Source organism: Spirosoma endophyticum (assembly GCF_900112365.1).
Classification (GTDB): domain Bacteria; phylum Bacteroidota; class Bacteroidia; order Cytophagales; family Spirosomataceae; genus Spirosoma; species Spirosoma endophyticum.
In genome coordinates this window covers 12,465-34,464 of record NZ_FOLQ01000003.1, presented here as the reverse complement: position 1 = coordinate 34,464, position 22,000 = coordinate 12,465, and the positions used below count along the sequence as shown (strand labels likewise).

Genomic DNA, 22,000 nt, shown 5'->3' with positions numbered 1-22,000 from the left:
GTTAAAGTTTAATTAAAAGCCTGACCACTAAACAGTAGTCAGGCTTTTAATAGGTTATCTAAGGATAAAACTTACGCGCTCAGCTTCTCCTTCAGGTAAGCCAGTGCCAGCTTATACGCATCAGCAGATGCTTCTTTGTTGTAAACCGGATTGCTTGGATTTGCAAATCCATGGCCGGCATCGTACATTTTTACGGTTACTTTTTTGCCAGCCTTTTGCATATTTTCCTCGAAAGTTTTTACCGTCTCGGGCGTGATGCCTTTATCCTGGCTGCCGAAAATACCAAGTACGTCCGTATTGAGCGCCTTCAGCTTCTCTACGTCCTGTTCCGGACGGCCATAATACATAACGCATCCTTTTGCCTTTTGACCTTCCATCAGCGCTGACTGGAGCGAAAGCATGCCGCCAAAGCACCAGCCAACGCTGGCAAACTCGGCTTTCGGACCTGCGAATGCAATAGCCCCCTTCTGAATATTCGCAAGTCGATCTTTGCTAGCTCCCTGCATTAGTTTACCCGCTTCAGCAGGTTCAGTAGCGACTTTACCATCATACATGTCAACCGCTAGTACGTTCACGTCTTTTAGATCATTGTAAAACGTTTCGGCCTGCTGTTTGATGTTGTCATTCAGGCCCCACCATTCCTGATAAACCAGCAGCCATTTGTTTGATGGCTGCTTCGCCTTCAGCAAAAAACCACTGGCCGATTGCCCATCAGACGTTGAAAATTTAACCATCTCGCCTGCACCAGCGTACGTGAAGGGGAGGGGAGCCACGTGTAAACGCTGAAAAGCGGGATCAGCCGCCATTGCCGACATATCATTACCAGCTAACGATTTGGACGGTACGTGGCAAAGCGGAATAGTGGTTTCGGCAGTTTGTGCTGACTTCGGATTCAGGTAAGACAGCAATGACATAAAAAAGGAAAGTCCGGTAATGAATATGGTTTTCATAAATACGTGTTTAGTAGTTGATTAGAGTAACTGACTGATGAAGGAATTAGTTAAACGACAATTGGGTAAGCGGATGCGATTGGCACACAACTTACCCAATTTTGATTTTATAAACTATAATGGGTCAGGCCTTCACTAACTCAAAAATTGTAATCTCCGGCAGAATGCCCACCCGACCCGGATAGCCAATGTAGCCATAACCCCGGTTAACGTAGAGCCGTTGATCCCCGTCCTGATACAAACCTGCCCATTGTTTGTAGAAATACTGAGCCGGGCTCCATTTTTTGTCGCCAATTTCGACGCCAAATTGTGCCCCGTGCGTATGGCCGCTGAATGTTACGTCGATATCGCTGTATTTTGGGCGAACTTCCGCATCCCAGTGCGTGGGGTCATGTGAAAGAAGGAGCTTAATTGGATATTCTTCAGTGCCTTTGTATGCTTTTGCCAGATTACCCGCCCGTAGTGCTGCCGGACCAAAACCAAGATTTTGTACACCAATCAGCGCAATTTTATCGCCACTCTGTTCCAAAATCTTATTTTCATCCAGCATAATGTTCCAGCCCATTTGTTTATGGGCGGCCACTACGTTCATTACGTTTTGTCGTTCGGCCTGGGCGCTGGGCCACTGGACATATTTGCCGTAATCGTGATTGCCAAGGGTCGAATAAACACCCATTGGCGCCTTTACTTTATTGAAAACATCAATGTAGCTATTCACTTCCTCGGCATGGCTGTTAACCAGATCGCCGGTAAAAAAAACCATGTCGGGCTTTTGCTTCAAGAGCAGGTCGACGCCACCACGCACGGCCGTTTTATTGAAAAAGCTGCCCGAATGAATGTCGGAAATCTGAGCAATGGTCATACCGTCGAAGCCCGATGGCAGATTTTTTAAGGGAAGTTTTATACGTCTGATCCGGTAATCATGCGCTCCAGACAGAATCCCCCACGTGAAACCAACCAGTGGCACAGCTCCCACAACCAGCGCCGTTTTCATCAGAAAATCCGAACGGGAGATCGCATCATTTGGGACTGGGCCGGCAGACGGAATCGTTTGGCGGGTTGTATCTTCAACGGCTTCACGAACTTCGGGTTTATAGAACAGGGAGACAATCCAGCGAAAAAACCGTCCCAGATCGTCAATGAAAATAATCAGTATTGCAAAAACCTTGGAGAAATAGGGAATAGCAATGGCCGCCCAAAGGAAAGTTCGTACCTGACGACTAATGGAATCGGGAGGCAGAAACTGCATTACGATGTATAATAGCAAAGACACCGCCGTAAACCCCCAAAAAGTAATAGCAATGATACGTTGCGTACTTTCGGTAGCGGATCGACTGAGCGTTTTAACGGCCTGAAATACATACCAGTCAATCAGGAGCAGGATAGCGGGAAGTATAAAAAATAAGGCGGTACGATTCATCTTCAGTAATTTATCGGGGTAGAAAATAAGGAGACTGGATAACAGAGGTATTGCGCAAAAAGTTAGCAAAAGAAAAGGGTAATCAGGTATCCACCAGACACCTTGATTACCCTTTTTTTCAATTATCGATTAATTCCTATGCTAACTCCTCTTCCATCTCCTCTTTAGGTTCCAGCGCGGGGTCAACCTTGCCGAACCATTTCATGCGGATGCGCTCATTGATCCAGTACATACAGGGAACAATTACGAGCGTCAGTACGGTCGAGAATGTCAGGCCAAAGATGATTGTCCAGGCCAGGATGTTCCAGAATACCGAACTATCACCACCCACAACGATATGCGGATCGAAGTCGCGGAAAAGACCCACAAAGTCTACTGTGATACCGAAGGCCAGCGGAATAAGCCCTAACACGGCCGCCGAAGCGGTTAGTAGTACGGGTGTCAGGCGAATGCCGCCCGCTTCAATGATAGCTTCACGCAAGGGAATATTTCGCCCACGTAACTCCTCAATGAATTCAATCAGCAGAATCCCGTTTTTCACCACGATACCGGCCAGGGATATAATACCAATACCCGACATGATGACCGAAAACGTTTTGCCGGCAATGACAAACCCAAGCAGCACCCCAATGAGTGAGAACAGAATGGTTACGAAAATAATCAGCGGCTTCACCACTGAGTTAAACTGTGTAGCCATAATCAGGTAAATGAGCATCATCGCAATACCGAACGCCATAATCAGGAAGTTTACTGACTCCTGCTGGTCTTCCTGCTCACCACCCATCTTAACGGTGTACCCGTTTGGTACGTCGATATCTTTAATGGCTTGCTCGATCTGAGCTACAATCTCATTGGCATTGAAGCCCGTCACTACGTCGGAACTAAGTGTAACGAGCCGTTCCTGATTCTTACGATTAATCTGGCTGAAAGTCGTTGAATAGCTAATGTTCGTAACCGACGTAATAGGAACCTGCCGTAGTTGACCACCCAGTACCATATCACGGTAAACGACATTCAGACTCAGCAGCTTTTCCATTTGACTTCGGTCGTCGGGCTTCAGGCGAACCATAATCGGGTACTCATCTTTCGCATCGCGGAATTTCGATACTTCCTGACCAAACAGAGCAGTTCGAATAGCCAGAGCAACCTGCCCCGACGAAATACCTTCGCGTTCGGCTTTATCGCGATCAATATCGATCACGATTTCGGGCTTGTTCGTAATCAGATCTGACTTTAACTGGTCAATTCCCTGAATACCTGCCTGGCTGATTTTTTGCCGAACCTGTGTTTCTAACTTTTTCAGTTCGTCAAATTCTTCACCGCCAATTTCAATGGCAATTGCCTTACCCGTTGGCGGCCCATTCGATTCGCGCTCTACCGAAATTTCGCTGCCGGGCAAACCACGTAACGCTACCCGTACCTTGACCAGTAACGAGTCGGTCGAAAGTCCATGTCGCTCCTGGTTTCCCTTGAAGGCTATGGTTACTTTCGACTTTTGCGGTGTGGCTGACCGGTCGGGATTTTGCGGATCGCCAGCGTTCTTACCTACGTTCGAGATAACCGAGTTGACAATGTCTGTAGCCTTGTTTTCTTCAAGCACTTTGAACACCCGTTTCTCAATCACCTTCGTCACAGAATCCGTTACACGGGCATCGGTGCCAACTGGCATTACGTTGTATACGTAAATATAATCCGGTTCACCACTAGGAAAGAAGATCACCTTAGGTTTGGCAATACCAACGACGATAAATGTTACTACCAATGAGGCAAAAGCAATCACAATAGCAAATACAGGACGCCATCCCGTCAATACCCATGAAATTAATCGACGATAGCCGTGTTTGAGGGCAGGCAGTACTCGATGCTGAAAGGGGACGATCAATTTTGGCGTCAGGATGTAATGATTGAATGCGTATAGAATAATGAATAACACAAACAGATTACCAATACCCCGATCAATCACATAACCGATACCGGCCAGCACAGCCATAATGATCAAAGGCCGTTTAATCTCGTCAAAGCTTTGTTTGTCTGGGTGATTATCGTCTTCATGCCGTTTCATGAACGTAACGGCAAAAACAGGGTTAATCACGTAAGCAACAAACAACGACGAGAACAAGGTTAGGATGAGGGTTATCGGCAGGAATTTCATAAACTCCCCGACAATACCCGGCCAGAATAGGAGCGGGAAGAACGGCGCAATTGTTGTCAGAGTACCCGACACTACGGGGGCAAATACTTCACCCGCAGCCGCCTTAACTGCCTGCTTGATATCCCAGTCTTTATTATCGTTGAACAGCCGGTGGGAGTTTTCAATAACCACAATGGCATCATCGACCACCAGACCCAAGCCCAGCAGGAACGCAAACAACACCATGATATTCAGCGTAAACGGCGTACCGATGGCGGGTCCCAGAACCGGCATCAGAATAAATGCCACCAAAGCCGACAAGGGTACTGATAAGCCAACGAAAATGGCGTCGCGGACGCCCATAAAGAACATTAGAATCAATACTACGAAGATGAAGCCCAGTACAACCGTATTGATCAGGTCATTGACATTATCGCGGGTACGTTCCGACTGGTCGGCCGTAACTTTGACTTCCAGGCCCTGAGGGAACCGTGTCTCTTTATATTCTTCGATTGTTTGTTCGATGCGGTCGGCGGCCGAAATCAGGTTGGCTCCAGCCCGTTTGATTACGTTCAGGGTTACAACCGATTTGTTATTCAAGCGGGCAAAATCCTGCTGTTCTTCGAAATTATCGCGTACCTGCGCAATTTCGTCGAGCCGAACCGTTGCGCCCGTGGCAGTACGTATCTGAAGGTTCTGAAGCTGCGTAACGTCCGTAAACTCGCCCTTTACCCGTACCGTCCGACGAACACCATCAACGTTCAGGTCACCACCCGACACGTTGATATTTTCGCTTTGAATAGCTTGCTGAATATCGCTAAATGCCAGACCTGCCGACTGCATTCTTGGCAGATCGACATTGATTTGGATTTCGCGTTCGAGTGCCCCAATAATGTCAACACGCCGAATTTCGGGCATGCCTTCGATGACGTCCTGTAAATCCTCGGCATACTCTTTCAGTTGTTTCAGCGAGAAATTGCCAGCCATATTGATGTTCATGATCGGCAACTCGGAAATGTCAACGTCCTGCGCCGTTGGCCCTGAATCCAGCTCATCAGGTAAGTCTGGTCGTGCTTTGTCGATAGCATCCCGAACGCGTTGCAAGGCTTCAGCCGATTGCACGTCAGGATTGAATTCGACCAGAATAACAGATACGTCCTGCAAGGCATTCGATTTAATGCGTTTGACGCCCGAGATGGACTTCAATTGCTTCTCAATCTGCTTGTTGATCGTATTTTCGATGTCGGCGGGTGCCGTCCCCACATACACCGTATTGATGTATACCTGAGGAATCTTAACGTCTGGAAATTGTTCCCTCGGCAGGTTATTGTATACAAATAACCCACCAATCGAAATCAGGAATGTGAAGATGTAAATCGCCGTACGGTTCTCAACGCACCAGTTGGTGAACCCTAACGTTTTATAATGTTCAAATTTCATGGTGAAGAAGGTTAGAGTTCAACTAAAAACTAATGGGTTGGCCATCCACCAAATCCTGATAGCCGGCCGTGACTATCTGATCACCTGCTTGCAAACCCTCCGTGATGGCGACTTTCCCACCATAGGACTGACCCGTTTTCACGGTTTTTGCCTTGGCTATTTTCTTGCCACCTTCGTTAACCGCTACGTATACCAATTGGCCATTCTCCGTACTCTGAATCAAATTCTGATTGATAACAATGGCTTTTGCCAGCGTACGGTCGTTAATTTTAATTCTGGCCAGCATATTAGGTTTCAGTGCGTTATCCGATGGCAGCGGAGCTTCAATGGTAAATGTCCGGCTAAGTGGATCGACCGTTGTGGCCACAAACGATATGTGTGAGTTTAGCGTCCTTTGCAGATCAGGAAACTCAACCGTTATCGCGTCGCCTTTTCGAACACTGCCCGCATACGAATCCGCTACTTTGGCAACCACTTTCAGTTGCGACAGATTAACAACCCGCACCAAACCCATACCGGGTGCCGCCGATTGACCAATCTTCACATTAACCTGATCCACAACGCCCGCGATGGGAGCCGTTACGGTCGACTGACCTATCTGGGCATTGAGCGTCGACATCCGACGTTCCAAAGACTCTTTGTTATTCTTTGCCTGTAGATACTGAATCTCAGTGCCAATTTGCTGTTTCCATAAAGCCTCCTGCTTTTCGAACACTGTATTCGCCAGGGAAAGTTGCGTCTTCACTTCAGACACCGACTCCCGCAAAAGTTGATCGTCGACCTGAGCAATACGTTGTCCAGCTTTTACATAATCACCTTCTTTCACATAAACCGCCGTGACAACTCCACCCGATTTAGGCGACACCTGTACGTTGTTTTTAGCATCGATCGTACCCTGTAATTCTACAAAGTGCCGGAACGTACTGATCGTTAGGGGAGCCACCTGTACATCTTTTGTACGAGCTTCTTCTTTCTTGGTCGGATCGAGTTTTTTCAAATCCGCTTCCAGTGCTTTTATCTTTGCGGTTAGTTCAGCTTCCTGCGTCTTCAACTCAGCAAGTTCATTACGTTTACCCTCAACACCCGTTTTTTTCTCCCCGGAACAAGCAGCCAGCAGGCTCACCAGGGCAATTGCGTAGTATGGTTTCATTGTATATGTTTTGAATGTTTTAATCTCTGCTTTTGCCAGAGGAATCTTAAAATTCATTTAGGAACAGAATAGCAAAAAATCGAGGACTAATTTCCCACGTAGAGTCGGCCGAGCGATCGGTCCTGATCAACTTTCGCAATCAGGAAATCATATAAGGAACCGAAATAATTGGTCTGAGCTTCCCGAAGCGATGCCTCGGCGTTCAGAACTTCGATACTTGATCCAACCCCTTCTTTGTATTTCACCCGCGTTACGCGTACAATTTCCTGCGCCAGATCACGATTACGTTGCTGTGTTTGCAGGGTCTGCAGGCCGTTGTTCAGTGTGATACTCGCCTGCCGGATTTGCAGGTCAATCGAATTACGTAGCAGTTCGCCACTATTCTGGGCTTTTTGTAAGGTAATGCGCTTCTGCTCAATTTGGCTGCGCTTTAGAAAACCATCGAAAATGGGTACCTGCAAACTCAAACCCACGGTGGCAAAGTTAAGCCAGGGAGCCGTGATGAGCTGACCAAATCCATTACGTCCGCTATTATACCCGTAATTAGCAAATCCGGACAGAGACGGGTAATATCCTTTCTGCGTCAATTCGATATCCTGCTCGGCCAGCTTTATCTGCGTTTCCAGCGTTGAGTATTCGATCCTGCTTTGGTATTGAAATGTAGGATCTGCCGATACGAGTGGTCTTAAGTCGTCAACCGTTCTATCCTGCAACTGCTCTGACAGGGTAATTTCATCATTAACTCCCAAACCCATCTGAAACTTCAGCAGGGTATAGCTTAATTCAATCAGGTTCTGTACGTTCTGACGCTCAGCCCGCAAGTTGTTAGCCTGTACTTCCAGGCGCTGAACGTCTAATTTTTCAACAAATCCCTGCTTATTCAGCTCTCTCGTTTCATTAAGCGATGTATCGAGTCGAGTAATGTTGTAATCGAGTAGCTTTGCCCGCTCCACTGCCACCAACACCCCATAATACGCTTTGGCTACCTGTTCAGCCACGGTTACTTTGGTGCCCTGTAGATTTCGTTGAGCCAGTTCACGATACGTAGCGGCTGCCCGCAATCCAACGTTTAGACTGGCGCTATATATTACCTGATTCAAATTGACGCTTCCGTTGGCTGAGTAATTAACGCCAAACTTTACGGGTATAGAAAGATCAGCCGGTGCGGTTGGGTCGAACGTATTAGCGGGTAAAAATGCTTTTTGAATAATAACGTTATCCGTCAATGAACCACTAAAGGTCACTTGAGGCAGCGCCGATGATTTGATCTCCCGAATACGCGCTTCAGAACTTACAGCATCCAGCTGACCATTACGTACGTTAACGTTTTTCTGTATAGCGAACTCAATCGCTTCCTGTAACGTAAATCCTTTTCCGTTGGCTGGCCGACCTGAAGGCGTAAGTCCCGTTGGAGCAAGTCCTAAACCTGAATTAAAGGTCGAAATAACGCTAGGCTGAAGGTTTACAGGTCCGGTAGCCGGGTCCAATGACGGAGTAGTGCCCGTTGCATTATTGTTCGGTTGTCCGGGTACGGAAACTCCCGTTCCAGGTGCCACCCCAGGCTGTGCTACAATAACGCCTGTTGCAGCTGGCTGCTGTGCACCAGGTTGCTGGCCACTGCCAATCGCTCCTGTAGGTTGTTGACCAACAGACGGTTGCGTAGGTACTTGTGCAGCTACCCTAAGCCAACTAGTCGATAAACAAAGAACAGCAATCAAACGTAAACTATTTTTTTTCATAAAGAGGAAGATTGAACTCATTCTTAAGGTGAACATACTGATTGTAAATGGTGAAACCTTTATCGGTTAGCATACCTCTAATGAAATGATGCATCAATTCATATTGAATATCATGCATGGTATACTGATCCGTCGGGAAAATGTCATTATCGAAGGCTAATTCAATCTGCTCGACTCGTAGGCGGGCCAAAATATCGGGGTTTATATCGGCGCGATACAGACCTTGATCAACACCTTTTTTTATATTTTCAAGAATAGACCGCATAATGTGCTCTTCCTTGAATTTGCGAAATAAGACAAATGCCTGTGGATAATAGCGCTTAATATCAATCAGTAAATTTGGACTAATCTGATCTGCATTTTTATGCATCATATTCAGCACATTCATTATTTCCTCAACCGGGTTTGTTGTCTCCACAACGGCACAAGCCATTTCCGACTGATGTTTGCCTATCTTGTCCTGAAGTACCTCGTATAAGATTTGTTCTTTATCTGTGAAATGTTGATAGATCGTTTTCTTTGATATACCCAGTTGTTTGGCGATTTCCTCCATCGTTACTGATCGCACCCCATATTTCCAGAACAATCGCTCGGTCTCTTCTAAGATCCTCTCCTTCATTATATATTAGAACGTTTGGAGTGTGAACTTAGGAAACTCAAATATAGTTCTTGGTTTCCATTTCCTTTTTGTATTAAATGATGAACGGCCTAATTAATGGCGTGAAACAGCGGAAAAGCCCGACGAATTTCTAAATCGCCGGGCTCTAAAAGGTAGGACGTAGCAAAGATTAAGCCTTACTAAGATACTAGTTACCAACCAAAGGGACCATACCACTTACTAAATTTCTATTCTACAAGACCAGCTATTTAGCCACCTATTTCGAAAAACCGTACATCTGCCTCTACCTGGTTAAGTAGTTCACGGGTACGCTCCGGACGGGCGTCGGTTATGAAAAGCTGGCCAAAAGCACCCTCATCCATTCGCTGGATCAGTTTTCCGATACGTTTGTCGTCTAATTTATCGAAGATATCATCCAGCAGGAGCAGTGGTTTGATTCCTTTTTCAGCTTGCAACGCATCGAACTGAGCTAGCTTCAGGGCGATTACGAATGTTTTCTGCTGACCCTGTGATCCGAACTTTTTAAGTAGCACAGGCTGGCCATTGCCAGAATCTATCATAAAGGAGTAGTCATCTTTATGAATACCCATCGTTGTTCGTTGCAGGACTGTGTCGCGCCGTCGGAAATGGCGGAATTCATCAGCAAAGGCCGGATTGCTTACTTCGGACTCGTATACTATTGTTACCTCTTCCCGTTCATCGCTCAGGTAGGCGTAATGCGCTCGAAAACTGGGAAGAAACTCCTCTACAAACCGCCGACGGCGGTCGTGAATCTTTTTTCCCAGGTCCAGCAGGGGTTCATCATAGGTATCAAGCAGATCATTATCTACCTGACTGCGTTCCGCAAAAAGTTTAAGCAGGCTGTTACGTTGTTTCATTATCTGCTGATACATCAGGTAATTACGCAGGTAGTCTGCATCGAGTTGAGAGAGTACACCATCGAAAAAGTGCCGCCGGTCTTCGCTGTGCTCCCGTACCAGATCCGTATCATTCGGGGCAACCAGTACCACAGGAAATCGGCCGATGTGCTCACTGATACGTTCGTAGGGTTTTTTATCGGCCATCAATACTTTCCGCTGACCTCGTTGTAAACTAATCGTTATCTGTACTTTACGATCGTCATGTTCTTCGAAAATGCCATCAATAATGAAATAGTCGGCGTCATGCAGAATACTCAGGGCATCCTGGCTCTGAAAAGCGCTTTTACTCAGGGCCAAAAAATAAATGGCATCCAGCAAATTGGTTTTACCACTTCCATTAGGGCCAACAATCACGTTTACCTGTTGCCCAAAGGTGTACCGGCCATCTTCATAGTTCTTAAAATTGGTCAGGCTTAGTTTTTCGAGGTACATAGGTATAGCGCATAACGCGATAATGCGTAATTTCGCGGCAGTCAATTGATACTCTAGATTACTAATCGGAATGATCAACTGATATTGGCAACAAAGATACGGTCGGTTTGTTAGTAGAAACAGCCTGCCGAACCAGTTGGCACCACGCTGGTAACCCAGTGCTCCTGCGGTTGGCTGCCAGACAGCGATTATTGATTTTATCGAACTTCATTCCTCATGGCAAGCGTCAAAGAGAAAACCAAACAAAACGGAAAGGCAATGAAAGCCGAAAAAACGGTGCATCCGAAAGAACGGTATATGTACTGGTATGAGTCGATGCAGTTGCAGCGGAAATTTGAAGAGAAAGCTGGTCAACTCTACGGTCAACAGAAAATCCGGGGATTCTGTCACCTTTATATCGGTCAGGAAGCCTGTTCATCGGGTTCATACTCGGCGCTGACTAAAGATGACAAATGGATCACCGCCTATCGCGATCATGGTATTCCACTCGCGCTTGGCTCCAGTCCAAATGCAATCATGGCCGAGTTGTTTGCCAAACAAACCGGTTCGTCTAAAGGGAAAGGCGGCTCGATGCACATCTTCGATAAGTCGGTCAATTTCGTGGGCGGACACGGCATCGTTGGTGCTCAGATTCCAATGGGCGCAGGGATTGCTTTCTCGGAGAAATATAACAAGACGGGTAACCTTTGCATCACGTTCATGGGAGACGGCGCTGTTCGACAGGGTGCCCTTCACGAAGCGTTCAATATGGCTATGCTCTGGAAACTCCCCGTCATTTTCGTTGTGGAAAACAACGGTTATGCCATGGGTACGTCGGTTGCTCGCACATCGAACGTAACAGATTTGTATACACTTGCCGAAGCGTATGATATGCCTTCCGAGCCTGTAGACGCCATGAGTGTTGAAGCAGTTTATGAGTCAGTTAGTCGGGCTGCCGAACGCGCCCGGGCTGGTGAAGGACCAACCTTTCTGGAGTTCCGTACGTATCGCTATCGTGGACATTCTATGTCTGATCCGCAGAAGTATCGCTCGAAAGATGAGGTTGAAGAATATAAACAGCGTGATCCTATTGAGAATATTAAACACAAGATCCTTGAGCTGGGTATGGCTACTGAAGATGATCTAGCCGCTATTGACCAAAAAATAAAAGGTATCGTCGATGAGGCTGTTAAGTTTGCCGAAGAGTCTCCTTATCCTGATCCAGAAGAAGCATTTAAAGATGTTTACATGCAGAAGGACTATCCGTTCCTCACGGAGTAATATCCTTTTTATATCATCTGCCCTCTGTTAGATTTGGGTCGATTGAAAAAGTCCGAGTTGTTCAACTCGGACTTTTTTTATTGAACTGTTTTTTCGAATTTAATGTATATACATTAAATGTAAAGACATATTATTTTTAATTAGAACATTTTCATCCTTTAGCTTATTTCAAACTTATGGAAACGCTCATAAATGGCCTTCATCACGTTACTACCTTGGCTGGCGATACACAACGTAACGTTGATTATTACACAGATATTCTTGGTCTGCGGTTGGTTAAGAAAACGGTGAACTTCGACGCGCCGGATGTGTACCATCTTTATTATGGCAATGAAACCGGTTCGCCTGGTACGATTCTGACGTTCTTTCCTTACGGTAAATTGCCTCGCGGACGTAAAGGCGTTGGGCAACTGACTTACACAGCGTTTTCTGCTCCTAAGTCAGCGCTTAGTTTTTGGATGGATCGCTTACATGAACGCAATGTTCCGTATGCTGGGCCTTACAATCGTTTTTCGGAAACGTATTTGCGCTTTGAAGATTTTGACGGTATGGGTATCGAACTCGTCTTCAGCGATGATGATCAACGTTCGGGTTGGGACAATGGCAGAATTCCCGTGGAGTACGCTGTTCGAGGTTTCCACACAGTTACGTTAAACGAAGTAAATCCTGATCGAACGGTTAAACTTTTAACCGAAACTATGCAGCATACATTAGTAGGGGAGGAGGAAGGTCGTTTCCGGTTTAAAGCTGGGAAGGGTGGTCCTGGTAATTTTGTAGATGTATTACATTCCCCCAAAGATGTTCACGCATTACAGGGTGCCGGTTCGGTTCATCACGTAGCGTTCTCTACCGATTCCGATGAAACGCAATTGGTCATTCAGGAGCAATTGCAGGTGGCAGGTTATCACGTCACACCCGTTCAGGATCGTAATTATTTTAACAGCATTTACTTCCGCGAACCAGGCGGAATTCTATTTGAAGTTGCCACGAATCCTCCAGGATTCACAGTTGATGAACCCCTTTCGGAATTAGGTATGGCGCTTAAATTGCCTCCACAATATGAACCTCGCCGGGCTAAGATTGAAGCCGAATTACCAGAAATTATTGTAAAATAACCTTGGTTTACGGTATTCGGTTTACAGTAGGCTGACGAGTACAAATGGGTGTGTCAGCCCACCGTAAACCGAATACCGTAAATTATACATATTATTATGATACACAATCCAAACAATATTCGCACGGCCGGTAAGCCTTTGGAAGAAGCAACCAAAGTAATGATTATGGTTCACGGACGGGGCGGGTCGGCAAGTGACATACTGTCTCTGTCGAAATATATCCAGGATAAAGACTTTGCGTTTATCGCTCCTGAGGCCCAGAGTAATACGTGGTATCCGCATTCTTTCTTACGCCCTTTGGCAGAAAACGAACCTTATTTATCGTCAGCTTTGGATGTTATGGCCAGCCTACGAGCTCGGTTACAAGCCGATTTCAATTTCAAATTACCTCAGATTTACTGGCTTGGTTTTTCACAGGGAGCTTGTCTGATGCTGGAATATGTAGCCCGCAACGCCATGGATTATGGTGGAATTTTTGGACTGAGTGGTGGGTTAATTGGCCCAGCCGAAACGCCACGTACTTATGAAGGAAGCTTCAGTAACACGCCTATTTTTCTGGGATGTAGCGACCAGGATTCGCATGTTCCAAAAGAACGTGTTTTAGAATCTGAGAACGTTTTTCGACGAATGGGTGCCGACGTAACGGCAAAATTGTATCCAAATTTTCCGCATACAATTAACGAAGATGAGCTAAACATCGTTAATTTGCTGATAGCCGGGGACCAGCAACGCCCGGCTACTACTTAACAGCAATGCCTATGAGTCAGTATATGGTTGAATTTGACCTACCCGCTGTCATGGATGAAGGATTCGAAAATCGGATTCCAGCCCAACGGCTCAAAGTGGAAGAATTAATGGAAAAGGGATTTTTACTATCTTATTCCCTTTCTATTGACCGCCAAAAACTGTGGTGTATTTTCAAAGCCGATTCGGAATTAGAAGTGATGGAATCAATTTCTGAATTTCCGCTCATCAAGTATATGACACCCATTATTACCGAGCTGATGTTCCATAACATGATTGCCGCTCGCATTCCTCTATTCTCATTGAATTGAACTCGAAAAAATCCCCTTAACCAGGGGATTTTTTTATGCCTATTAATTGTACTTTTGGGAGCGAAATCTATCCAAAAACACCTATGTAACCAGGATTTAAGTGGTTACATACGATTATAACTGACTGATTATCAGTTCCACGTGGAACGCTCTTATAGTTATAATCGTATTCACAGTTTTATAAAAAAACGAATGAAACCGAATACTCTTATCTGCCAGTCTGAACGGGAGCTAGAAAAACATTTCGCCAATGATTTTATCGCCCACATCGATGGAAAAAAGGCAACTACGTTACGACAGTTCTATGAAATTATGGCTGAGTTGCTTGAAATTCCTGATTTCGGCTTCAACCTGGATGAACTGAATGACGCCCTAAATGACTTACAATGGATTGAAGATGAACGTATTGTACTGTATTTCACCAATACGAATGATTTTGTCAGCAAAGAACGTGATCCAGCCAAGGTAAGTAACGTACTAAATATTCTGGACGCATCCGCTGAGGACTGGAAATGGACGGACGATGAGTTGAAATACAAAAAAGAAATAGTAGTTGTTTTTGAAGATGGCCCACGTATTCGCCAACTATTAGATACGATTAATATAGATTACGCATCACTGGAAGAAATATAGTAATCAGAAGAAATTCGATCAAAAATCATAAAAATTGCGATTAAAGCACATCAATAAATAGTATTATTGCGAATAGAATCGCAATTCTTATGATTTCACGCGACAGTAAAGAACAAATACAAAAACGCATCTCGGGACCAAAAACTATTATACTACTAGGTCCTCGTGGCACAGGGAAGAGTGCATTAATCAGCGAATTAGAACCAAATTTCAAACCACCTGTCTTGTGGTGGAATGGCGACAATGCCGACATACGGGATTTGTTACAAGGTATAACGGCTGCACGGTTACGACCATTAATTGGCCAGGCAAATACGCTAATCATCAAGGAAGCTCAACGAATAGAAAATATTAGCCAGTGCTTAAAACTGATAAGTGATACCTTCAAACAGGTAAAAGTGATTGCAACTGGGTCTACGTCGTTTGCAATAGCCGACAAAATCAGTGAGCCACTGACTGGTCGAAAATGGGAGTTCAATTTATTTCCGCTTTCGTTTAATGAAATGGTCAATCATCATGGGCTGCTGGAGGAGACACGACAGTTAAACCACCGACTGGTTTTCGGCTACTACCCCGATATTGTCAGTAATCCAGGTGACGAAATTAGTCGGCTCAGGCAAATGGCTGAGCATGTATTGTACAAAGATATTTTGGTCTGGGAGCGAGTCTTGAAACCAGAAAAATTAGAAAAGCTGGTACAGACAATAGCTTGGCAGGTGGGCAAAGAGGTGTCGTATTATGAATTAGGAAAACTATGTGATCTGGATAATCAGACAGTAGAGAAGTACGTTCATCTGTTGGAAAAAGCTTTTATAATTCACAACCTGCCTTCGTTCAGTCGGAGTCTTCCTAATGAACTCAAAAAAAGCCGGAAGCTATATTTCTATGATAATGGTCTACGGAACGCGGTCATTAATCAGTTCAATACAATGGAAAATCGGAATGACACAGAAGCCTTGTGGGAGAACTTTCTGATCAATGAACGCCTTAAATTTACTACATATCAAAACACGGAGATCGGTCGGTATTTCTGGCGAACCCACGCTCAACAGGAGATCGGCTATGTAGAAGAACGCAGTGAATCGTTAGCCGCCTATGCATTCAAATGGGATGCTAAAACCAAAGCCCGATTTCCCAAAGCGTTTCGGGAAGCGTATCATCCAGCCGAAACCGCAATCATCACGAAAGACAATTTTTTTGATTTCATTGGAGTCGAATAAGTCGGGCAGAAAGCAACAAATTTTCAAAACCTGCTGTTATCGTTTCGTGCCGCCGGAATGCTCTTCCAGCGGCTTTTCGTATTTGACATACAACCTGAATTCGCTTGAAACCAGATGAATTGCTCGGCCTATATGCCGATGATAGTTTTATAAAATTGCTGGCCGAACCGTTCAGTAGAACGCCAGCTTCTGAACCTCAACGACTGCAAATTAAAGGATTGGCAGGAAGCCTGGATGCGGTTCTTGCCTCAGCCATTTTTAAGTTGGTAGGTGGCAACCACCTTTACGTATTGACCGATCGGGACGAAGCTTCTTACTTCTTCAATGATTTGCAAAACCTGCTTACTCGTGAGGTGTTGTTGTTTCCAATGTCCTACAAAAAGCCGTATCAGTACGAAGAGGTAGAGAATGCCAACGTGTTAATGCGCGCCGAGGTGCTTAACAAACTCAACCCTGCACCCAAGAACGGCCTATTGATGGTGACGTATCCTGAAGCACTTTCGGAGAAGGTTATCAATAAACGGTCGTTGCAGGCAAACACGTTGACGATCCGGGTAGGGGAGAAGCTTGATACGCATTTCGTGTCGGAGTTGCTCCAGACGTATGAGTTTGAGAAGACGGACTTCGTTTATGAAGCCGGTCAATTTTCGGTACGTGGTGGAATCATTGACGTCTTTTCGTTCGCCAGTGAATTCCCATTTCGGATTGATCTGTTCGACGATGAAGTGGAAAGCATTCGAAAATTTAACCCGGAGTCACAGCTTTCGACCGACCCGGTTGAGTTTATCAACATTATTCCCAACATCCAGACCAAACTTACGCAGGAAACCCGTGAGCCATTTTTCAGTTTTTTGCCCGAGGCAACCACGATTTGGGCGAAAGATGTGGAATTCACACTTGAGATTATAGAGAAGTGTTTCGAAAAAGCCGAACAAAGCTTTGCCTCTGTATTGGCAAACAGTGGGGGCATTCAAGTTGTGTCAGATCCAAATGCGCTTTTCGAAACCCGCCGGTCGTTTCTGAACGATATCAAGCAGTTCAGAACGGTGGAATTTGGTCGTAAATTTTACTTCAAAACCGAAGGAAGGCAGCAATATAGCTCCAAGCCGCAACCATCTTTCAATAAGGATTTTAAGCGGCTGGTCGATACGTTAGGTGATAATCAGGCCAAAGGATTTACTAATATTATTGCGGCTGAATCCTTCAAACAACTCGACCGGCTCCGCACGATTTTCGAAGAACTCGACCCATTTGTCAAATTTCACCCGATGAACATCGGGTTGCGGGAGGGGTTTATGGACGATGCATTGAAAATCGCCTGTTTCACGGATCATCAGATTTTCGATCGTTACTATAAATACCGTGTTCAGGACAAGTTTTCCAAGTCAAAAGCCCTGACGCTACGCGAGCTGAAAACCCTTCAGCCTGGCGACTACGTAACGCATGTAGACTATGGTATTGGCCGATTTGCGGGTCTGGAAAAAGTAGATCACGCGGGAAATGAGCAGGAAGCCATACGACTCATCTACCGCGATAACGACATTCTACTGGTCAGTATCCACAGTTTGCATAAGATCGCTAAATACAGTGGCAAAGAAGGCGGTCCACCGACCATGAGCAAGCTCGGCTCACAGGAGTGGGAGCAAAAAAAATCACGTATCCGAAAGCAGGTAAAAGATATTGCCCGCGAACTGATTGCACTCTATGCCAAACGTCATACCTCTCCAGGTTACGCTTACAGTCGCGATAGTTTCCTGCAAGCTGAACTTGAATCCTCATTTATATATGAAGATACGCCCGATCAGGCTAAGGCGACCAATGATGTAAAGGATGACATGGAAAAGTCGCATCCAATGGATCGGCTCGTATGTGGCGATGTGGGCTTTGGTAAGACTGAAATTGCTATCCGGGCAGCGTTTAAGGCCGTGACGGACAATAAGCAAGTAGCAGTGCTTGTACCAACGACCATTCTAGCCATGCAACATTTCAAAACATTTGCGGAGCGCATGGCCGATTTCCCGGTAAAAATCGATTACATCAACCGGTTTCGGTCAGCAAACCAGGTCAAAGAAACGTTAAAAGGAGTAGCATCGGGCGAAATTGGTATCTTGATTGGGACACACCGCATTGTCAACAAAGACATAAAATTTAAAGATCTAGGGTTACTAGTCATTGATGAAGAGCAAAAGTTTGGGGTAAAAACCAAAGACCGGTTGAAGGAAATGCGCGTGGAAGTGGACGTATTAACGCTGACCGCTACACCTATTCCTAGAACATTACACTTCTCCCTGATGGGTGCACGAGACTTATCGGTCATTGCTACGCCCCCACCAAATCGCCAGCCAGTAACAACAGAAGTCCACTTATATAACGAAGCGACCATTCGCGATGCTGTTAGCAGCGAAATTCGGCGTGGTGGGCAGGTTTTCTTCGTCCATAACCGGGTTAGCGATATAGAATCCATCGGTAATCTAATTTTGCGCCTTGTGCCAGAAGCACGAATTGGTGTAGCGCACGGTCAGATGGAAGGTGAACGACTGGAACGTATCATGACGCGCTTTATTGAAGGCGATTACGACGTACTGGTGTCTACCAACATTATTGAATCAGGTTTGGATATACCCAACGCAAACACAATCCTGATTAACAACGCACATTATTTTGGTCTCTCCGATCTGCACCAGATGCGGGGTAGGGTAGGCCGGTCGAACCGGAAAGCCTTTTGCTATTTATTGACCCCTGCTTTATCCCTGCTAACGGCCGATGCTCGTAAACGACTCCAGACACTCGAAGATTTTTCTGACCTCGGAGAAGGCTTCAAAATCGCGATGCGCGACCTTGATATTCGGGGGGCAGGAAATCTACTTGGTGCTGAACAAAGTGGATTTGTAAATGATCTTGGCTTTGAGATGTACCATAAAGTGCTCGACGAGGCCGTTCAGGAACTGCGTGAGAGCGAATTTAAAGACCTGTTTGAGACCAAACCCGGCGATTTAAAACTGTCTCTTCCAGACACGGTGATTGAGACAGATTTACAGGTTGTTATCCCCGAACGCTACGTATCGAATATTTCGGAGAGATTGGCGTTATATACTCGCCTGGACAGCCTCCAGAATAACGATGAGTTGCAGGCTTTTCGCCAGGAAGTACTCGACCGTTTCGGACCAATGCCGGAAGAGGTCGAAAATCTGATCAAAATGGTGAATGTTCGCTGGAAAGCTGAGCAGTTATACCTTGAAAAACTGACGCTTAAGAATAATATCCTGAAAGGGATCTTCGTTTCTAACGGGAACGACGACTTCTTCAAGTCCGATCAATTTGGCAAGGTAATTGAGTATATCAAGCGCCACCCAGCCAAGTGTTCATTAAAGGAATCGAAGGGACGGCCCATATTTACGCATACCGACGTAATTTCTGTTGAGCAATTAGATGAAATTATGGGGGCGTTGACGAATTAATTACGATTTTTGCACCTACGTTTTACACAAAATAGAGCAATGATTCAAAAGTATCACCTGCGACGAGCGGCTTTTGTGCTGCTGGCAACGGCGGCCCTGGCATCCTGTAAGTCCAAGCACCCGACCAGTGTGCAGCCTGGTAAGAAGAGTACGGCTACGGGGATTGCTTACAACCAGAAAGACGGCTTCCAAGTCAAAAAATTTGCAGGACAGAAAGCTGGTCCAAACCTTGTTTTCATTGAAGGCGGCCGGTTTACGATGGGCGCCCTCGAAGAGGACGTAATGAATAGCCGCGATAACCGCGAACGTACTGTTTCCATTCAGTCATTTTATATGGATGAAACTGAAATGGCGAATGTTCACTACCTTGAATACCTGAACGCAATCACCCGTGATTCTTCAGAAGAGGTTGTTAAAGCAGCCTTACCCGATACCACGGTTTGGGCCAATCCAATGTCGTTTAATGACTCTTATGTAACGCAATACATGCGTTATCCGGCCTTCCGATATTATCCAGTTGTGGGTGTATCCTGGGTACAGGCCAGTGATTATGCTGTTTGGCGGTCGAATGCGGTTAACAACGAAATGGCAAAAGGCGGAACCAGCACGAAAAAGAAAGGTGGTTTTTCACTAAAGCGTAAATCTAAAAAAGACGCTGAACCAGCATTAGCTGAAGCAACTGCTTCTCCTTCGGCAAAACCAAGCCTGGAAAGTGGGATGATTTTACCAGATTATCGCCTTCCAACTGAAGCCGAGTGGGAATATGCAGCAAAAGCCCTTATCGGTACACAGTATATGGATGAGAACCAGATCAATCAGCGGATTTATCCATGGGATGGTTCATCAGTACGGAATCCTAAGAAAGGACGCAAACAGGGTCAAATGCTAGCGAACTTCAAACGGGGTCGTGGTGATTACGCTGGTATTGCTGGTCACTCGAATGACGGTGCGATAATTACGGCAGAAATATATGCCTATCCTGCTAATGACTTCGGCCTGTATAATATGGCAGGGAACGTAAATGAATGGGTTTATGACGTATACCGTCCACTGTCCTATCAGGATGTGAACGACCTAAACCCAATTCGTCGGAATGGCTACATGGATGACGCAAAAAATTATGACACCAAAAACAAGCAGTCACTGATCGACGATAAACTACGGGTTTACAAAGGTGGTTCCTGGAATGACGTAGCGTATTGGTTGTCGCCTGGTACACGTCGTTACTTGGATCAGGATTCGGCTACGGCTATGATCGGTTTCCGCTGCGCCATGATTGGCGTTGGTCGGAACAAGTAAGCGTTTGCTACAAAAGATTTGTGCGGCCACTCAGCGATGGGTGGCCGCTATTGTTAGCACCCCTACCGATTTACAACCTGCTTTGAGCAATTCAATTGCACAAGCTTCAATGGTTGCCCCCGTTGTTAGTACATCATCGACTACAACGACGTTTTTCCCTTTTATTTCTTCGTGGTTGTCTACAGAAAAAACTGTTTTAACGTTTTCCCAGCGTTCGAACCTGTTCTTTTTTGTTTGCGATTCCTTGAAGCGGTTCCGTTTCAATACGTCTATTCGATACGGTATGTTAAGCGATTCGGATAAGCCTTGGGCGATATAGTCTGCTTGATTGTATCCCCTTTGCCGCAATCGACTCTTATGCAACGGAACACCAATTAGTACGTCTATTTTATTTGCAAGCGTACTATTTATCATTAATTGATGACCGTACCAACTCGCAATTGTTCTAGCAGCTTCTTTACGGCCTTTGTATTTAATGCCATGAATTAGTTTTTGTACAATACCGCCTTTTGTAAAGTAGACGTAAGAAGCAATAAACTGGATAGGCACTTTCCCCGCGAATTTGTTAAGTATGTGCTGATCGTAAGGAGCAAGATGCTGGTTTGTCTCGGGTAGATTAATTCGACATTTTGCGCATAGTACTTCCTCGTTTGCGCTTAAAGATTGATTACAACCCAGACAAAGCGTAGGGAATAGAAGATCCGTAAAATCGACAAAAAGCCCAAGAATAAATTGAAATACCAAGAACATTCGTTAGATACTATAAATCGTTGTAATTTAGAGATAACAATAACGTAATGAACGTAGTGGAAGAAAAAAGTATAGATAATGCGTGGGAAGAGTTACTTAATCAACTTCAATCGTTGGTAGGAAAACGCCCTGCCGATCTTAATGCTGTTCTATTTTTAATTGGCGTACAAGAATTAGGAAAGGGTCCTATTCGTTTTTCTAAAGAGGCAAAACAGGATCTTATGCACATTGCCGTATGCAGGGTGCTGAGCCAATCAGGTTACTATACATTTGAAGGGTATGATAAAGATGGATGGCCACAATGGACGCTGGCAAAACCAGTTCCAGTTGGCGATCTCTTATCCCAGGAAAATTTCTTAAAACAACACGTCATTCAGTATTTCGAGTCTCTCTTAGTTTAACTACTCAA

General features: G+C 45.4%; 17 protein-coding genes. 9 read left to right on the top strand and 8 right to left on the bottom strand.

Annotated features, from left to right (window positions below; all coding sequences use genetic code 11):
• Window positions 1-71: 71 nt before the first annotated feature.
• The 7 genes from BM202_RS09255 to recF all read right to left on the bottom strand — a co-directional run bounded on the left by BM202_RS09255 (window position 72) and on the right by recF (window position 10,801).
• Window positions 72-950, bottom strand: a complete 879-nt coding sequence (locus BM202_RS09255; protein WP_093825274.1) for a dienelactone hydrolase family protein — start codon at window positions 948-950, stop codon at window positions 72-74.
• 124 nt (window positions 951-1,074) lie between these two features.
• Window positions 1,075-2,370, bottom strand: a complete 1,296-nt coding sequence (locus BM202_RS09250; RefSeq protein WP_093825272.1) for a metallophosphoesterase — start codon at window positions 2,368-2,370, stop codon at window positions 1,075-1,077.
• A gap of 136 nt (window positions 2,371-2,506) precedes the next feature.
• Window positions 2,507-5,941: an efflux RND transporter permease subunit gene (locus tag BM202_RS09245; protein WP_093825270.1), complete on the bottom strand. Its 3,435-nt coding sequence runs from the start codon at window positions 5,939-5,941 to the stop codon at window positions 2,507-2,509.
• A gap of 22 nt (window positions 5,942-5,963) precedes the next feature.
• The gene (locus BM202_RS09240; RefSeq protein WP_093826217.1) at window positions 5,964-7,091 is read right to left on the bottom strand and encodes an efflux RND transporter periplasmic adaptor subunit; all 1,128 of its coding nucleotides are present in this window, start codon (window positions 7,089-7,091) and stop codon (window positions 5,964-5,966) included.
• 86 nt (window positions 7,092-7,177) lie between these two features.
• Window positions 7,178-8,830 (bottom strand): TolC family protein, encoded by a 1,653-nt coding sequence (locus BM202_RS09235; protein WP_093825268.1) that lies wholly within the window; start codon window positions 8,828-8,830, stop codon window positions 7,178-7,180.
• Complete coding sequence (locus BM202_RS09230; protein ID WP_093825266.1) at window positions 8,817-9,449, bottom strand: TetR/AcrR family transcriptional regulator; 633 nt, start codon at window positions 9,447-9,449, stop codon at window positions 8,817-8,819. Before BM202_RS09230 ends, BM202_RS09235 begins: the two co-directional genes overlap by 14 nt.
• A gap of 248 nt (window positions 9,450-9,697) precedes the next feature.
• Complete coding sequence (gene recF, locus BM202_RS09225; protein WP_093825264.1) at window positions 9,698-10,801, bottom strand: DNA replication/repair protein RecF; 1,104 nt, start codon at window positions 10,799-10,801, stop codon at window positions 9,698-9,700.
• 216 nt (window positions 10,802-11,017) lie between these two features.
• Here recF and pdhA point away from each other — a divergent pair, with 216 nt between their 5' ends.
• The 8 genes from pdhA to gldJ all read left to right on the top strand — a co-directional run bounded on the left by pdhA (window position 11,018) and on the right by gldJ (window position 20,841).
• Complete coding sequence (pdhA, locus tag BM202_RS09220) at window positions 11,018-12,061, top strand: pyruvate dehydrogenase (acetyl-transferring) E1 component subunit alpha (RefSeq protein WP_093825262.1); 1,044 nt, start codon at window positions 11,018-11,020, stop codon at window positions 12,059-12,061.
• Between the two features lie 176 nt (window positions 12,062-12,237).
• Entirely contained in the window at window positions 12,238-13,176 is a 939-nt protein-coding gene (locus tag BM202_RS09215; protein ID WP_093825260.1) for a ring-cleaving dioxygenase, read from the top strand.
• A gap of 96 nt (window positions 13,177-13,272) precedes the next feature.
• Window positions 13,273-13,923, top strand: a complete 651-nt coding sequence (locus BM202_RS09210; RefSeq protein ID WP_093825258.1) for an alpha/beta hydrolase — start codon at window positions 13,273-13,275, stop codon at window positions 13,921-13,923.
• 11 nt (window positions 13,924-13,934) lie between these two features.
• Window positions 13,935-14,231, top strand: a complete 297-nt coding sequence (locus BM202_RS09205; RefSeq protein ID WP_093825256.1) for a muconolactone Delta-isomerase family protein — start codon at window positions 13,935-13,937, stop codon at window positions 14,229-14,231.
• A 192-nt stretch (window positions 14,232-14,423) separates the two neighbouring features.
• A complete protein-coding gene (locus tag BM202_RS09200) occupies window positions 14,424-14,864 on the top strand; it encodes a barstar family protein (RefSeq protein WP_093825255.1) in 441 nt (146 codons plus the stop codon).
• Window positions 14,865-14,953: 89 nt separating this feature from the next.
• A complete protein-coding gene (locus tag BM202_RS09195) occupies window positions 14,954-16,084 on the top strand; it encodes an ATP-binding protein (protein ID WP_093825253.1) in 1,131 nt (376 codons plus the stop codon).
• 104 nt (window positions 16,085-16,188) lie between these two features.
• Complete coding sequence (gene mfd / locus BM202_RS09190; protein WP_093825251.1) at window positions 16,189-19,542, top strand: transcription-repair coupling factor; 3,354 nt, start codon at window positions 16,189-16,191, stop codon at window positions 19,540-19,542.
• Between the two features lie 39 nt (window positions 19,543-19,581).
• Entirely contained in the window at window positions 19,582-20,841 is a 1,260-nt protein-coding gene (gldJ, locus tag BM202_RS09185; protein ID WP_093825249.1) for a gliding motility lipoprotein GldJ, read from the top strand.
• Between the two features lie 30 nt (window positions 20,842-20,871).
• Here gldJ and BM202_RS09180 read toward each other — a convergent pair whose 3' ends face one another.
• Window positions 20,872-21,591: a ComF family protein gene (locus tag BM202_RS09180; RefSeq protein ID WP_093825247.1), complete on the bottom strand. Its 720-nt coding sequence runs from the start codon at window positions 21,589-21,591 to the stop codon at window positions 20,872-20,874.
• 47 nt (window positions 21,592-21,638) lie between these two features.
• Here BM202_RS09180 and BM202_RS09175 point away from each other — a divergent pair, with 47 nt between their 5' ends.
• Window positions 21,639-21,992, top strand: coding sequence for a hypothetical protein (locus BM202_RS09175; protein WP_093825246.1), 354 nt, complete (start codon window positions 21,639-21,641; stop codon window positions 21,990-21,992).
• Window positions 21,993-22,000: the final 8 nt, after the last annotated feature.

Coding starts and splice junctions, on each gene's coding strand:
- BM202_RS09255 (WP_093825274.1), bottom strand. CDS start 950: ATGAAAACCATATTCATTACCGGACTTTCCTTTTTTATGTCATTGCTG.
- BM202_RS09250 (WP_093825272.1), bottom strand. CDS start 2,370: ATGAATCGTACCGCCTTATTTTTTATACTTCCCGCTATCCTGCTCCTG.
- BM202_RS09245 (WP_093825270.1), bottom strand. CDS start 5,941: ATGAAATTTGAACATTATAAAACGTTAGGGTTCACCAACTGGTGCGTT.
- BM202_RS09240 (WP_093826217.1), bottom strand. CDS start 7,091: ATGAAACCATACTACGCAATTGCCCTGGTGAGCCTGCTGGCTGCTTGT.
- BM202_RS09235 (WP_093825268.1), bottom strand. CDS start 8,830: ATGAAAAAAAATAGTTTACGTTTGATTGCTGTTCTTTGTTTATCGACT.
- BM202_RS09230 (WP_093825266.1), bottom strand. CDS start 9,449: ATGAAGGAGAGGATCTTAGAAGAGACCGAGCGATTGTTCTGGAAATAT.
- recF (WP_093825264.1), bottom strand. CDS start 10,801: ATGTACCTCGAAAAACTAAGCCTGACCAATTTTAAGAACTATGAAGAT.
- pdhA (WP_093825262.1), top strand. CDS start 11,018: ATGGCAAGCGTCAAAGAGAAAACCAAACAAAACGGAAAGGCAATGAAA.
- BM202_RS09215 (WP_093825260.1), top strand. CDS start 12,238: ATGGAAACGCTCATAAATGGCCTTCATCACGTTACTACCTTGGCTGGC.
- BM202_RS09210 (WP_093825258.1), top strand. CDS start 13,273: ATGATACACAATCCAAACAATATTCGCACGGCCGGTAAGCCTTTGGAA.
- BM202_RS09205 (WP_093825256.1), top strand. CDS start 13,935: ATGAGTCAGTATATGGTTGAATTTGACCTACCCGCTGTCATGGATGAA.
- BM202_RS09200 (WP_093825255.1), top strand. CDS start 14,424: ATGAAACCGAATACTCTTATCTGCCAGTCTGAACGGGAGCTAGAAAAA.
- BM202_RS09195 (WP_093825253.1), top strand. CDS start 14,954: ATGATTTCACGCGACAGTAAAGAACAAATACAAAAACGCATCTCGGGA.
- gldJ (WP_093825249.1), top strand. CDS start 19,582: ATGATTCAAAAGTATCACCTGCGACGAGCGGCTTTTGTGCTGCTGGCA.
- BM202_RS09180 (WP_093825247.1), bottom strand. CDS start 21,591: ATGTTCTTGGTATTTCAATTTATTCTTGGGCTTTTTGTCGATTTTACG.
- BM202_RS09175 (WP_093825246.1), top strand. CDS start 21,639: ATGAACGTAGTGGAAGAAAAAAGTATAGATAATGCGTGGGAAGAGTTA.